This window comes from Streptomyces sp. NPDC046862, assembly GCF_040704615.1.
GTDB lineage: Bacteria > Actinomycetota > Actinomycetes > Streptomycetales > Streptomycetaceae > Streptomyces.
The window spans coordinates 41,178-53,879 of the sequence record NZ_JBEYXP010000045.1 but is presented as its reverse complement, the minus strand read 5'-3'; the positions used below and the strand labels follow the sequence as shown (position 1 = coordinate 53,879).

Annotated in this window: 14 protein-coding genes and 1 pseudogene; 8 read left to right on the top strand and 7 right to left on the bottom strand. The window is 71.9% G+C overall.

What is annotated here, in order from left to right; genetic code table 11:
* Positions 1-89: 89 nt before the first annotated feature.
* Positions 90-848 (bottom strand): helix-turn-helix domain-containing protein, encoded by a 759-nt coding sequence (locus AB0959_RS37925; protein ID WP_366831319.1) that lies wholly within the window; start codon positions 846-848, stop codon positions 90-92.
* A 536-nt stretch (positions 849-1,384) separates the two neighbouring features.
* Here AB0959_RS37925 and AB0959_RS37920 point away from each other — a divergent pair.
* The 4 genes from AB0959_RS37920 to AB0959_RS37905 all read left to right on the top strand — a co-directional run bounded on the left by AB0959_RS37920 (position 1,385) and on the right by AB0959_RS37905 (position 4,502).
* On the top strand, positions 1,385-2,293 hold the full coding sequence (locus tag AB0959_RS37920) for a hypothetical protein (protein ID WP_366831318.1): 909 nt from the start codon (positions 1,385-1,387) through the stop codon (positions 2,291-2,293).
* 153 nt (positions 2,294-2,446) lie between these two features.
* Positions 2,447-3,016 carry a hypothetical protein gene (locus tag AB0959_RS37915; protein ID WP_366831317.1) on the top strand — a complete coding sequence of 190 codons (570 nt, stop codon included), beginning with the start codon at positions 2,447-2,449 and terminating at the stop codon, positions 3,014-3,016.
* Positions 3,017-3,060: 44 nt separating this feature from the next.
* A complete protein-coding gene (locus AB0959_RS37910) occupies positions 3,061-3,426 on the top strand; it encodes a DUF4180 domain-containing protein (protein ID WP_366831316.1) in 366 nt (121 codons plus the stop codon).
* Positions 3,427-3,644: 218 nt separating this feature from the next.
* A complete protein-coding gene (locus tag AB0959_RS37905) occupies positions 3,645-4,502 on the top strand; it encodes a calcium-binding protein (RefSeq protein WP_366831315.1) in 858 nt (285 codons plus the stop codon).
* Between the two features lie 206 nt (positions 4,503-4,708).
* Here AB0959_RS37905 and AB0959_RS37900 read toward each other — a convergent pair whose 3' ends face one another.
* Complete coding sequence (locus AB0959_RS37900; protein WP_366831314.1) at positions 4,709-5,914, bottom strand: sensor histidine kinase; 1,206 nt, start codon at positions 5,912-5,914, stop codon at positions 4,709-4,711.
* Between the two features lie 151 nt (positions 5,915-6,065).
* Between AB0959_RS37900 and AB0959_RS37895 the strand changes: the two genes are divergently transcribed.
* On the top strand, positions 6,066-6,455 hold the full coding sequence (locus AB0959_RS37895) for a DUF4333 domain-containing protein (protein WP_366831313.1): 390 nt from the start codon (positions 6,066-6,068) through the stop codon (positions 6,453-6,455).
* 23 nt (positions 6,456-6,478) lie between these two features.
* Positions 6,479-6,577: pseudogene (locus AB0959_RS37890) on the top strand (ABC transporter ATP-binding protein); the annotation flags it as partial.
* 58 nt (positions 6,578-6,635) lie between these two features.
* Here the strand turns inward: AB0959_RS37890 and AB0959_RS37885 are convergent.
* Positions 6,636-7,577, bottom strand: a complete 942-nt coding sequence (locus AB0959_RS37885; RefSeq protein ID WP_366831312.1) for a MerR family transcriptional regulator — start codon at positions 7,575-7,577, stop codon at positions 6,636-6,638.
* A gap of 171 nt (positions 7,578-7,748) precedes the next feature.
* Here AB0959_RS37885 and AB0959_RS37880 point away from each other — a divergent pair, with 171 nt between their 5' ends.
* Complete coding sequence (locus AB0959_RS37880; protein ID WP_366831311.1) at positions 7,749-9,350, top strand: alpha/beta fold hydrolase; 1,602 nt, start codon at positions 7,749-7,751, stop codon at positions 9,348-9,350.
* A 44-nt stretch (positions 9,351-9,394) separates the two neighbouring features.
* Here the strand turns inward: AB0959_RS37880 and AB0959_RS37875 are convergent, their stop codons facing one another.
* The 3 genes from AB0959_RS37875 to AB0959_RS37865 form a co-directional block, all read right to left on the bottom strand.
* Positions 9,395-9,865: an NUDIX domain-containing protein gene (locus AB0959_RS37875; protein ID WP_366831310.1), complete on the bottom strand. Its 471-nt coding sequence runs from the start codon at positions 9,863-9,865 to the stop codon at positions 9,395-9,397.
* Between the two features lie 77 nt (positions 9,866-9,942).
* On the bottom strand, positions 9,943-10,332 hold the full coding sequence (locus tag AB0959_RS37870) for a hypothetical protein (RefSeq protein WP_366831309.1): 390 nt from the start codon (positions 10,330-10,332) through the stop codon (positions 9,943-9,945).
* Positions 10,326-11,060, bottom strand: a complete 735-nt coding sequence (locus AB0959_RS37865; protein ID WP_366831308.1) for a TIGR03086 family metal-binding protein — start codon at positions 11,058-11,060, stop codon at positions 10,326-10,328. Before AB0959_RS37865 ends, AB0959_RS37870 begins: the two co-directional genes overlap by 7 nt.
* A 52-nt stretch (positions 11,061-11,112) precedes the next feature.
* On the opposite strand from AB0959_RS37865, the gene AB0959_RS37860 reads away from it, so the two are divergent.
* Entirely contained in the window at positions 11,113-11,637 is a 525-nt protein-coding gene (locus tag AB0959_RS37860) for a MarR family winged helix-turn-helix transcriptional regulator (RefSeq protein ID WP_366831307.1), read from the top strand.
* Positions 11,638-11,660: 23 nt separating this feature from the next.
* Here AB0959_RS37860 and AB0959_RS37855 read toward each other — a convergent pair whose 3' ends face one another.
* Complete coding sequence (locus AB0959_RS37855; protein WP_366831306.1) at positions 11,661-12,479, bottom strand: YceI family protein; 819 nt, start codon at positions 12,477-12,479, stop codon at positions 11,661-11,663.
* Positions 12,480-12,702: the final 223 nt, after the last annotated feature.

Genomic DNA, 12,702 nt, shown 5'->3' with positions numbered 1-12,702 from the left:
GTGTGGCTGGTCGCGCAGTTCCCCGCGCCCCTGAAAACCCCTCCGGCGCCCCAGACTCCGCCGACCTGTGACGCCCCCGGAGGGAAGCGTCAGGCTTCAGATGTCGACGTGCCCCGAGGGCGGGTCAGGGCGTGGGCGGCGAGGGCCGTGCACAGGGTGTGGAGTCCGCGGACCCGGACCGGTGAGTGGCCGGTCAGGGCCTCGATGCGGCCCAGCCGGTAGTCGATGGTGCTGCGGTGGATGATGAGGTCCGCCGCTGCCCGGGCGCGGTTGCCGTCGGCGGCGATCAGCGCCTCCAGGGTGCGCAGCAACTCCGGCCGCTTGACGACGGGTTCGATGAGCGCCGCCAGTCGCCGCGACACGTCGGCGTTGCTCGCCACCGCCAACTCCACGGCCACGTCGTCGAGTTGGTGTACGCCTGGCCGCCGCCCGAGCGCACACACGACCCGCAGGACGTCCTCGGCCTCCCGTACGCCGCCCGCCAGTTCCTCGTACGGCCGCCAGGCCACCGAGATCCACACCGCGTCACCGAACTCGGCACGCAGCCGGCGTGCCAGCCGCAGTGCCTGCTGCCGGTCCCCCGCGGGCGCCAGGACGTGCCCGCGTCCGCCGCTCAGCCGAACCAGGGTGCCGGTCCCGCAGAACCGTCCGATCACCCTGGTCAGCGCGTGATCGGTGAAGCCCATCGCCTGGATGCCCAGCACGGCCCAGGCCTGCGTCGGAGCCACGGGCCCGGCGCCCGCCGCGAGCGCGACGAACCCCGGGAGCAGGGGGCGCACCGGCGCCGACCGGTCTGATGGGGCCGACCGGGCCGGCTCCGACTGGAGGAGAAGAGGCTGTGTGGCCATGGGCGTCGTCCTTGGACCAGGGGGGCAGCGCCGCCGCCCGGCGCGGCCTTCATGTACAGACAACAGGACGAGTGTCACAGGAGCATCCGAGCCACATCAAAGCTTCATCAGAGGGGTGAAGAGCCGTGGGGCACCGAACGTAGCCACTTCCGTCACTCTGAACTCTCTTGTCACACACTGCATCAGAGTTCTTCGGACAATCGCGGCACGGCCTTCCCCGCCCGCCGACCCGGCCCCAAAGATGCTTGTGGGCACCTCCCCGAGACCGTTCCCGCGCGGCAGGACAACTCCCCCTTGGTCCTGCCGTCCCGCTGGTCCACTCGTGGCGGAGTCCGGCAACGGGAACGGAACGCAGGTGTCCGGGCGCCGGCCGTACCTACGGGAGGCCGTACCAACGGGCCCGGACACCTTCGTCTCCGGCCGTCCTGTGCCCGAGGGTTCGCCCCTGCCCGAGAGCTCTCCCGTGCCCGCGGGGCAACCTCTTCCTCCTCGGCGGCGACCTGTAGGCGAAACCTCCCCCACACGAGGAGTTCGCCATGCGCAAGCACCTCGCACGACTGCTCACGGTCTTGTCGGTCTTCGCCGCCCTCGTCATGACGGCCGGCACGATGTCGGCCGGCGCTCAGGCCGCCGAGCCCCGCACCCAGGCCGCCGAGCCCCGCACCCAGGCCGCCCGCGCCCAGGCCGCCGACGACTGGAACCCGCCCTCGAACCTCGTCCAGCCGCTGAACGAGGTGTGGCGGCACGTCGAGTCGACGTACCCCGACCTGTACGGCTTCCGCAACTACGGCTGGGACCAGGTCATGGCCAACCGCGGCAGCATCAACTACTGCGTCCGCTGGGAGTCCGACGCCCCCGTCAGCGCCGCCCTGCGCGACAGCATCCACGCCGCGCTGAAGAAGCAGTTCGCGAAATGGATGTCGGCGATGGTGGAGAACGGCAAGGGCCACAACGCCTGGCCGTACACGAACGTGCCGGTGAACATCGTCGGCTGGGCGGTGAAGAACCGCTCGACGCTCCAGTGGACCGACAACTCCGTCGACATCTACTCCGGCGTCCTCGACGGCGCCGGAGCCCCCCAGTGCCTGCCGGACTGCGGCCGCTTCTTCCACCAGGACGGCAACTACTCCCGCTGCCCCGGCGGTGTGGCCCGTCACTACGACCAGTCCCTCTGGCTGACGAAGGGCTTCCAGGGCGGAGCCGGGGGCGACTGGGGCCAGCGCGTGGGCCAGGAGTACTTCACCGGCGCCCTGAACCAGGAGAACATCCACATCTACCTGCACGAGGTGGGCCACACCTTCGGCCTGGACGACTTCTACGACTGGACGCCGACGGGCCAGTGCTGCTTCCTGATGAAGGCAGGCTCCGCCGCCCAGATCACGGACTTCGACAAGTGGATGTTCCGCGACTTCTGGCGCCACGTGAAGAGTCGCTACGGGCTCTGAACGGCTCTGAACGGCTCTGAACGGCTCTGAACAGGCTCTGATTTGAGCCGCCGTTGGTGGACTGCGTGGTCCGGCGCGTCCATGCTGCAGCGGTGACGGCCGCAGCGGGGCCGCGCCGAGTGGCTGAGCCGAACGGCTGAACGGTGGTGGGGCATGGAGCGGTCCTCGAAGGAGGCGCCGTCGCCGGAGAGCGTGCGCTACCGGCTGACCCTCGCACAGAGAGGGCTCCCTGCCCTGCCCCTCGCCGTAACGGGCATGGCCCTCCAGTCCCTTTTCCGGCTGCACGGGCCGCCGCCCCCCGGGCTCGTCCTCATGACGCGCGTGTGGATCGGCATGCCGTTGTTCAACCTGCTCCTGGCCCCGCGCTTCGGCATCACCCTCACCTCGTCGGCCGCCGTCGTCCGCAACCTGCGCCGACGCACCATCCCGTGGTCGAACGTGCAGGCCATCCATATCGAGCCCTACATGGGCACCCGTAGGCTCGTCCTCTACGAGGCAGGAGGGCGCCGTACTCCCCTGCGAGCTCCCATCACCGGGTTCCTCGCCTGGGACAGCGGGTTCGAGGAGAAGTACCACACCATCGGGAGGTGGTGGCTCGCCCACCGCGGCCCTGACTGGACTCCCGTACCACCACCGTGGGCGGTCCGAGACAGCGGCAACAGCGGCAACAGCGGCCGGCCGACCCCGGAGGACCCGTTCGCACCTCCCCCGCAGGCGCTCTGAAAATGCCGTCTCCCCCGTCCGCGGGCACAACTACCTTGGCGACCATGAGCAGCAGCCTGGAGAAGATCCTCGACGTCCCCGTCCTGATATGCGCCCCCGAGGGCGAGCGCATCGGCAGCGAAAGCGATGCCCTGGACCTCATCGGCAACGCCTCGTACCAGGGTGCCGAGTGGGTCGTCGTGCCCGTCGAGCGGTTCGACGAGGCGTTCTTCCGGCTGAGCACCCGTGTCGCGGGCGACATCGTCCAGAAGTTCGTCCAGTACCGCATGGGGCTCGTGGTGCTCGGTGACATCTCCCGGCACACGGAGGCCAGTTCGGCACTGCGGGACTTCGTCCGCGAGTGCGACAGGGGGCGGCAGACCTGGTTCGTGGCCGACATCGAGGAGCTGCGGGAGAAGCTCGGGGGTTAGGCCCGCCGCGCTCAGGGGGTTGCCTTCCGGTGGTCTCCAGCAGAACGTCAGGAAGCCCTGGGGTGACATGTTCGCCCCAGGCAACTGAAGTGGCGCGTGGGGCGCAACCCCCGCTCCTGGCGTGCTGTCTTCGCGGGTGATCGAAGACAACGACCGGTCGCACGATCACGTTCCTGACCGCGATGGACCAACACCAGTTCCCGAAGGGGCACTTCTGCATGCGTAAGCACGGAATCATCGCCGCCACCGCCACGCTCGCCCTCGCCTTAGGAGGGGCCGTGTTCTCGGCCTCGGCCGCCCAGGCGGACACCGCGGCCGAGCCGGGCCCGGCCACCCTTGTCCATGACGACGGCGCGCTCTGGTACAAGGCCGCCGCCGGCCAGACGAACCGGCTGGCGGTCTCCGTGAAGGTCGTCGACGTCGACCCTTCCCAGTTCGGGGAGGACTTCCAGATCACCTTCCGCGACCAGGTCGACATGGCCATCGACGCGTCCGCGAGCCAGTGGGACAGCTGCGTCCACCCGTCGGCGACCGACCGCGGCGTCGTCCAGTGCACGATCGCGGCCCCTCTGGGATCCGACGACTCGACCACCTACGAGGCCGACCTCGGTGACGGCGACGACACCGCGACGATAGGCCCCGACGGCGGTGCGATCGCCGCCCTCCACGGCGGCGCGGGCGACGACGTGCTCAAGGGCGAAGGACAGATCCAGTACAACGGTGACGACGGCGACGACCGCATCGACGGCGGCGGCAGCGGCCTGGGCGCCAACGGCGGCGACGGCGACGACACCATCACCGGCGCCTGCGCGTACAACTGCCACGGCGACGCCGGAAACGACTCCCTGACCGGAACCGGCGACATCAACGCCCTCTACGGCGACGACGGCAACGACGTCATCCACGCCAAGGCCGACAACGACGAGGTCTACGGCGGCAAGGGCAACGACACGCTGTACGGCGAGGACGGCAACGACACCATGTACGGCAACAGCGGGGACGACGTGCTGTACGGCGGCCGGGGCACCGACACGCTCTCCGGAGGTCCGGGCACCAACAGGGTGTACCAGGACTGAGATCCGGTCCGTCCGTCACCCGTGAGGCAGCCCGGCGACCGGCGACCGGAGACCGCCATCGGCGACCGGCGACCAGCGACCGGCGACCGGTAACCGAAGACCGGCCATCGGCGATCGGCCACCGGCGTACCGGTGGCTCCCTCACGGGTGACCCGCGTCCCGCGCGCGACGGGCGCGCCTCACGGGCGACCGGCGCCGTCGACAACCTACGGCCGATGACCGCCGGACACCGCCACCGACCTCGGGTTGTCGATTCCCACAGGGATGTGCGCCCGGACCTGCCAGCCCTGCCCTGACCGCGGTCCCGCACGCAGTTCGCCGTCGAGGGCGCTGACGCGTTCGGTGAGGCCGACGATACCGAAGCCCCCTCCGTGGGCGGCGCCCGGAAGCTGGGTGCCGCCGCGGCCGTCGTCCGTCACCGTCACCGTCAGGAGGCCGCCGTCGTAGCCCAGTGCGACGGTGATCTCGGTGGCGTCGCCGGCGTGGCGTCGCACGTTGGTCAGCGCCTCCTGGACGACCCGGAAGGCCGCCGCCTGCACCTCGTACGGCAGGTCGTCGGGCAGGGCGGGGTCGCGGTGCACCACCACGTTCTGGCCGGGCACCGCGAAGTGCTCGGTCAGCTCGGTGATGCCCGCGAGGTCGCCCACCGGCCGGCGTTCGGCCGCGTCGTGGCCGGTGTCCCGCAGTACGCCGACGGTGCGGCGCATCGACGCCAGCGCCTGCGTCGCCGCATGCTCGATGCTCCCCAGGACGGGGTCGAGTTCGTCGGGCCGGGTGGCGGCCATCATGCGGGCCACCTGGGTCTGCACGAGGATGCCGGTGACGTGGTGGGCGACGAAGTCGTGCAGGTCGGCGGCGATGGCCAGGCGCTCGGCTCGACGCGTCTCGGCCTCTGTGACGGTCCTGCGGTAGTCCAGCGAGCGGACGTAGCCGGCCACCCCGGCGGTGGCGCCGATCAGGAGGAGGCCCACCACCTCGTACAGCAGGGCCTCGCTCGACAGCCACGGCGACCGCGTGACGCGCTCCGGCATGGCGAGCAGGGCGACCGCGTTGAGCACACCGCACACCACGGCCCAGCGCGGCGGGCAGTGCCGTACGGCGACGAAGAGCAGACACAGCAGCACCGTCAGTTCGCCCGGACCCGCCGGCTCCGGGCGGCCGGTGACCGCCGCCACCGCGGTCAACAGGACGGAGACCATGGCCGGCACGAGGGTGCGCACCTGTGGGGTGAGCCAGGCGGGCCTCCACCTGGCGGGCCACAGCACGCAGGTCAGGCCGACGAGCAGCACGCACACCGTCGGCCAGTGACTGTCGCCGAGACCGTTGACAACTGCCAGGTCGAGGGCCGACGCCGCGAACAGTGCACCAGCGCCGAAGCCGCGTGTGCAGCCTCGGGTGGAAGGGGGTCTCATGCGGATCACGCTATGCGAGGCCGTGGGCGACGGTATCGGCCGAACGGCCGAGGAGCCGTGACTGCGGTTATGGCCGTTCGGATGAGGCGCGCGCCCGTGCCCGCGGGCGAGAGTGGAGCCGCTTCTTCCCCTTGGCCTCCAGGAGTACGTGATGCAGCGCAGCTTCCTCGTCGGTGCCGTCGGCGGCGTGGCGGTGGTGGGGGCGCTCGCAGGCGTCCTCACTTATCTCGCCGCAGGCAAGAACATGCAGCACACCGAGGTCGAACGCATTCGCAAGTACTTGTACGTGAAGGTGGACGGCCACCCGGCCGTCCACCACGGCGTTCTCGAATCCCGGATCGAGGGCTGGTACCACCCGCTGCCCTGGGTCGGCCAGGAGATCCGGAACGTGTCCTGCCCGAACGCGCTGCCGGCGGTCGTAGGGGCGTCCGAGACCTGCACGGCGAAGGCCGGCGGCAAGCGGATCACCATCCCGGTCCGGACGGTGAAGGTCACCGGCTCGGCGGACGAACCGACGGTCTTCTGGAAGTTCGAGCGCTGAGACACCCTCGGGAGCAGACCATCATGAGCACCGTCCTGGCCGGACACGACCTCGTCAAGAAGTACGACTCCGCGACCGCACTGGACGGCGTGGACACAGAGGTCGGCGAGCGTGACTCACTGGTCCGAGCCCGCGAGGCAGCCGCGGTCGTCATCACGCCGGGGCGGTCCCGCACCGTTCTCAGTCGCCAAGGGCAGTTTGCCGGTCTGAACAGAAGCGTTTGACGGGGAGGTCCAGGGCGGCGCGGAGCCAGTCGTGGGCGGCGCCGAGGGTGGGGGCGTGCGGCGTGGCCAGTTCGCCGGCGAGGCGCCAGTAGTGGTCCATCACGGGGTGGGCCGACCGGTCGAGTCTCCGGCTCAGCCGGCGGCGGAAGCCGGGCGTGTCCCGGGCGCCGTGGGCGTGGGCGTAGGCGGAGACGAAGCAGTCGAGTGCCTCGCCCTCGTGCGGCGCCCGCCCGCTGCGCAGGGCCGGCGCGGCCAGCTCGTACGCCTCGCCGAGGCCGCCGTACAACACCGCCGGGCGGTACTCCGGGTCCTGCTCCGGAGGCGGGGGCCGCCAGTCGTGGCCCGGAGGGCAGGGCATCGTGGCGAGGGCGTGCAGCCGGGCGAAGGCCAGCACCTGGTCCGGGGTGGGGTCCTCCGGCGGTTGCGGCACGGCGGCGTCGAGGATCCACGAGACCTGCCGGGCCGGGAGCCGTACCGGCAGCACGCGCCGCCAGAAGCGGGCCAGCGCGGCCGTGTCCGGCGGGAGGACGCCGTCGAGGAAGGCGCCGACCAGCCGCAGTCGGTCGGCGCGCTCCTCGGCCGTGCCCTCCCCCAGGAGGTGCAGCGCGGCCTGGCGCCAGCGCAGCGCGGCCAGTTGGGAGCCGAGCTCCTTCAACTGCCCGGCGAGGACGTCCTCCCAGGTGTCCTCCCGGTCGAGAACGCGGTCGATGTCGCCGACCGGCAGGTCGAGGGCCCGCAGCGAACGGATCAGGCGGAGCCGGTCGAGCGCCTCGGGCCCGTAACGGCGGTGGCCCCCGGTACTGCGGGCGGCCTCGGGCAGCAGTCCGCGGTCGGAGTAGAAACGGACCGTCTTCACGGTGACGCCCGCCCGCTCGGCGAGCTCCCCGATGCTCAACATGCCGTCTGGAAACACCGCTTGAACCTCCCTCAGGGGGAGTTCCTACCGTACCGGCGGACCAAGTGGACCGAGAGGACCGACCGGACCGAGTGGACCGAGCGGACCGAGAGGACCGACCGGACCGACCGGACCGAGTGGACTGAGCGGACTGAGCGGGGCGAGGAGGCGGACATGACGGCGTTCGTACTGGTGTCGGGCTGTTTCACCGGAGGCTGGATCTGGCGGGAGGTGGCCGAGGGGCTGAGGCAGGCGGATGCCGAGGTGCACCCGGTGACCCTCACCGGCATGGGGGACCGCCGCGACGAGGCGATGCCCGCAACGGACCTGGAGACGCACATCGAGGACGTGGTGCGGGTCATCGACGGCGTGGACGCCGCCGAGGTGGTGATCGTCGGCCACGACTACGGCATCCACCCGGTGCTGGGCGCCGCCGACCGCCGCCCGGAGCGGATCACCCGGATCGTGTACCTGGACGCGGGCCTGCCGAAGGACGGCGACACGGCCCAGCAGTTGGTGCCGGACGAGGAGGTCCGCCGACAGCTCCGCGACGGCCGCGACGGCCGCTCCGGGCAACCGGGGCAACCAGGGCAACCGGGGCAACCGGTGCGGCCCGGGGAGGACGACTGGCGGATCCCCGCGCCGACATCCGCCGACGGCTGGCAGCGCTGGGGCAGCACCGCCGGTCTGACGGAGGCGGCACTGGCCCGGCTCACGCGCCTCGCCGCACCGCAGCCGGCGGGCACGCTCACGCGGCCGCTCAGGCTCTCGGGCGCGGTCGGCGCACTGCCCACGACCGGTGTCCTGTGCACCGGGAACGGCCTGAACATCGCCCTGGTCGAGGACCTGGTCGCGATGGGACGGCCGGAGCTCCAGCCCCTCGCCAGGCCCGAGGTGGGCTTCTTCGAACTCGCCACCGGGCACTGGCCGATGCTCTCCTGCCCCGAGGAGCTGACCGAGGTGCTGCTCAGGGCGGCGGAGGGAGAGGGACACCGCATCACCGCGACCGACAGGGCGCCCTCGTACCTCCGGCCCTTCGTGCTGGACGTACCGGAGCGGGCCCGTGAGCGCGTAGGACGAGTAGACCTCTACGTACCCGACGGGCTCGGCGGGCTCGGCGGGCTCCGCGGGCCCGCAGCGCCCGACGCCGGCCCCCGCCCGGCGGTGGTGTTCGTGCACGGTGGCCCGGTCCCCGCCGACATGCGCCCCACACCGCGCGACTGGCCGTCGTTCGTCGGCTACGGCCGGTACGCCGCGAGCCTGGGTGTGATCGGCGCGACCGTGGACCACCGGCTGCACGGCCTCGACGACCAGGAGCGCGCCGCCCAGGACGTCACCGAGGCCGTCGAACTACTCAGGGCCGACCCGCGCGTCGACCCCGAGCGCATCGCGCTGTGGTGCTTCTCCGGCGCCGGGCTGCTGGCCGCGCACTGGCTCGCGGTGCCCCCGTCATGGCTGCGGTGCGTGGCCCTGAACTACCCCCTCCTCGCGCCGCTGCCCGGCTGGGGGGCCATCGACCCTCGCTTCCGCCCGGCCGAGGCGGTCAGCGGTGCGGGACGGCTGCCGATCGTGCTGACCCGGGTGGGCCTGGAGAACCCCGAGATCGCCGCCACGGTCGAGGAGTTCCTGGCCGCCGCCAAGGAGTGCGGGACCGACGTCGAGGTGATCGACGTGCCGGCCGCCCACCACGGCTTCGAGACGATCGATGACACGGAACAGTCCCGCCACGCGGTGGAGCACGCGATGCGCTCGGTGGTGTCGCACCTACGCGGCTGAACTCCTGCAGCCGGGCGTCAGCCGAGTCAGCGGCGTCAGCGGCGTCAGCCGAGGTGAGGGTGCTCCCGGTGTTCCAGGAAGTGCTCGAGGCGCAGGCGTTGGGTGGGGTGCATGGGGAGGGTGGTGAGGTCTTCCGGGGGGACGAAGCGGAGGTCCGTGGACTCGTCGGAGAGGGCGAGCCGCCCGCCCGTGACGCGCGCCGTGAAGCAGATGTTGAACTGGCGGCGTACCTCGCCGTCCGTGTAGGCGATGATGTGCTTCGGGTCCGTGTACGTGCCGACCAGGCCCGTGATCTCCACGTCCAGGCCGGTCTCCTCCCTGACCTCGCGTACCGCCGCCGCGGGGAGGGACTCGGTGAGGTCCATGCCTCCGCCCGGCAGGGCCCACAGGTCGTTGTCCCGGCGCCGCTGGAGCAGGATGCGGCCCCTTTCGTCCGTGACCACGGCCGAGGCCGCGACGACCATGCTGTTGGGCCGGGGGGCGTCCGGGTCGTCGTAGTACTCGGTCCTGGCCATGGTCAGCCTTCGGTTTGCGGAATGGCTGGTACGAACTGCGTCACGACACCACCATGCCCGTAACAGCGGTGGGACCGTTACCGCCGTGGCGTCCGCAACGCGGCCCGGGCGCGGGTCCAGGTCGCCCCCGGGTCGAACTCGTCCGCCTGCCAGGTGGTCGAGGTGAGCGTGCCGCGGCCCTTGTAGGCGCGCATGATCGCGACGTGGGGCGGCCAGGCGATGAACTCGTGCAGGGCGGCCGTGTCGCGCCAGACGGCCACGGCACCGCATCGGCGGGCGGTGGGGACCGTCCACAGCCACATCCCGTACGCCCCCGCGAGGTCCGGCCACCGCGCGGCCAGCCCGCGGGCCTCCCGGTAGACGCCGGGGAGGTCCCTGATGGTCCTGAGCTCGAAGTCGGTGACGCTGACCAGGAACGGGCCCTCGTGGCCGTGGGCCGGGCCGGGCGTCCACGAGGACCTCAGCATGTCGTGCTCCGGACGACGGCGGAGCCCTGGTCCGGGCTGGGGCTCGAGATCGGGCTCAAGATCGGGCTTGAGATCGGGCTTGAGCCAGAGCCCGATGCCCTGTCGCCGGTCGGGGCGCGCCAACCCGGCGACCGGCCCAGGGCCGTCAGGATCCGCTCCAGCGCGCTCGCCCCGTCCCGGGCGGGCAGCGCCGGGCGGAACGCGCTGTCCGGGGCGAGGCGGAGGCCGCCGTCCGGGACCGCGAGGGCGATGGGCAGTGCGGCGGCCAGGAGTTCGGGATCGGGGTCGTACGCGAGGCCCAGGCTGCGGGCGATGTCCCAGCCGTGCACCACGTGGTCGAGGAAGTGGAAGCCGATGGCCCGGGCGGCCGGGAACGTCTGGACGGCCGGCAGTTCGGGGAGGGTGAAGACGCGGTCGGGGGCGGTCACGGACGCGAACGCGGTGATGGCCAGCTCCGCCGCCTCGGCGTACTCCGTTGCGGCGTCCTCGGCGGGCGGGAGGACCTGCCAGTGCGCCAGGTCCTCGCCGTGCCCGAGCGCGGCCGCGGCGAACCCGTGGTGCTGGGCGGTCATGTGGGCGAGCAGATCGGCCAGCGTCCATGCCGAGCAGGGCGTCGGGCGGCCCAGGCCGTCGGAGGTCACCCCGCGCACCAGGGACACGGTGTGCCGGACCGCCTGGGCATCGAGGTGTCGTAACCGGTCCAGGTCCGCGAGAGAATTGATAGGCATGCGCTTACGATGTGCTCGCGCCTATGATTTGTCAACGGGTATTTTCTTGGCCATGGTCGAGAACGCAGTCCAGGGAGACGCCGAGGGCACCCCGCCGGAGGGACGGGCGCCCCGCCCCGATCTCGCCGAGATGGTGATGCCGCTGCTGCGCACCCTGATGGCCGCCGAGCAGCCGGTCCTCGACGCGCACGGGCTGACGATGTGGGCGTACGCCGTGCTGCTGCACCTCGACGAGACACCGATCCGTACCCAGGCCGCGCTGGCCGAGGCCATCCGTGCGGACAAGACCCGCATCATCGCGGTCCTCGACGACCTGGAGAACCGCGGGCTGATCCGTCGCCGGCCCGACCCCAAGGACCGGCGCGCACGCCTGCTCTCCCTCACCACCGAGGGCCTGCGGCTGCGGGACTCCGTCCAGTCCGCCATCCAGCAGGGCGAGGAACAGCGGCTGCTCTCCCAACTGCCGGACGAGGACCGCGAGACCTTCCTCAGGAGCCTGCGGACCCTGTCCGCCCTGGCCGAGCAGGAGGCGAGCGGGACCGCACGGGACACGGCTCGCCGCCCGGGCCGCGCCTGAGGCGTGTCCCGCCGAACACGGGGTCACACCTCCGGCAGTTCCTCCCCCTGCACCGCCTGGATGTTCAGCTCCACCCGCAGCGTCGCCCCGATCGCCGCGATGCCCGCCTGCAGGACCTGGTTGTAGGTGATGGCGAAGTCGTCGCGGTGGAGTTCCGTGGTGGCGCGGAACGCCGCGCGGATGCCGCCCCAGGGGTCCGGGCCCGTGCCGAGGTAGGCGAGGTCGAGGTCGACGGGGCGGACGACGCCGTGCAGACCGAGCCGGCCGTGGACGGTCCAGCGGTCGCGCCCGGCGGGGGTGAGGCCGGTGGAGCGGTACGTGATCTCGGGGTGATGGTCGGTGTCGAGGAAGTCGGCGGAGCGCAGGTGGCCGTCGCGCATGGCGTTGCCGGTGTCTATGGAGGCCGCCTGGATGACCGCTTCCACGCGGGAGCGCACCGTGTCGCGGGCGACCTCGAAGCGGCCGCCGAACTCGGTGAAACGGCCCTGGACGCTGGAGAGTCCGAGGTGCTGGGCGACGGCCACGACCGAGGAGTGCACCGGGTCGATGGTCCAGGGGCCCGGAGGGGGCAGATCGACGCCGCCCTGGCGGGCGAGGACGACGTGCCCGAGCTCGGCCCGGCCGCTCGCGGTGACGAGTGCCGTCGACGCGGTGGGGGCGTATCCGAGGGCGGTGACGATCGCGGTGTAGGGGCCGGGTTCGAGGTGCGTGTCGTCCTTCACCCTGCCCTCGGGGTCGGCCTCGGCGCGCAGCACCTGCAGGCCGGACATGTCGGTCACGGTGACCACGGCGTGAGGTACGGCCCAGCCGTCCCGGGTGCGGACGCGTGCGCTGAGGGCCATGGCGCTTCTCTTTTCTGTTCGGTACGTGCCGTACGGTCCGTTCGCTGTGGGGCGGGGAGGGGGTGGCTCGTACGGACACGCGGTGGGGGTGCACCCCCGAAAGGGGAGGCCGGGGGTGCACCGACCCTAAGCGACTCCGGGGAAGTGCGGGGGGTCTCCGGCGACGGGGACACGGCCGTCCCCTGCCGCTCCTGCCGTGGCCGGAGCCCTTTCCCCGGCCGGC

Coding starts and splice junctions, on each gene's coding strand:
- AB0959_RS37925 (WP_366831319.1), bottom strand. CDS start 848: ATGGCCACACAGCCTCTTCTCCTCCAGTCGGAGCCGGCCCGGTCGGCC.
- AB0959_RS37920 (WP_366831318.1), top strand. CDS start 1,385: ATGCGCAAGCACCTCGCACGACTGCTCACGGTCTTGTCGGTCTTCGCC.
- AB0959_RS37915 (WP_366831317.1), top strand. CDS start 2,447: ATGGAGCGGTCCTCGAAGGAGGCGCCGTCGCCGGAGAGCGTGCGCTAC.
- AB0959_RS37910 (WP_366831316.1), top strand. CDS start 3,061: ATGAGCAGCAGCCTGGAGAAGATCCTCGACGTCCCCGTCCTGATATGC.
- AB0959_RS37905 (WP_366831315.1), top strand. CDS start 3,645: ATGCGTAAGCACGGAATCATCGCCGCCACCGCCACGCTCGCCCTCGCC.
- AB0959_RS37900 (WP_366831314.1), bottom strand. CDS start 5,914: ATGAGACCCCCTTCCACCCGAGGCTGCACACGCGGCTTCGGCGCTGGT.
- AB0959_RS37895 (WP_366831313.1), top strand. CDS start 6,066: ATGCAGCGCAGCTTCCTCGTCGGTGCCGTCGGCGGCGTGGCGGTGGTG.
- AB0959_RS37885 (WP_366831312.1), bottom strand. CDS start 7,577: ATGTTGAGCATCGGGGAGCTCGCCGAGCGGGCGGGCGTCACCGTGAAG.
- AB0959_RS37880 (WP_366831311.1), top strand. CDS start 7,749: ATGACGGCGTTCGTACTGGTGTCGGGCTGTTTCACCGGAGGCTGGATC.
- AB0959_RS37875 (WP_366831310.1), bottom strand. CDS start 9,865: ATGGCCAGGACCGAGTACTACGACGACCCGGACGCCCCCCGGCCCAAC.
- AB0959_RS37870 (WP_366831309.1), bottom strand. CDS start 10,332: ATGCTGAGGTCCTCGTGGACGCCCGGCCCGGCCCACGGCCACGAGGGC.
- AB0959_RS37865 (WP_366831308.1), bottom strand. CDS start 11,060: ATGCCTATCAATTCTCTCGCGGACCTGGACCGGTTACGACACCTCGAT.
- AB0959_RS37860 (WP_366831307.1), top strand. CDS start 11,113: ATGGTCGAGAACGCAGTCCAGGGAGACGCCGAGGGCACCCCGCCGGAG.
- AB0959_RS37855 (WP_366831306.1), bottom strand. CDS start 12,479: ATGGCCCTCAGCGCACGCGTCCGCACCCGGGACGGCTGGGCCGTACCT.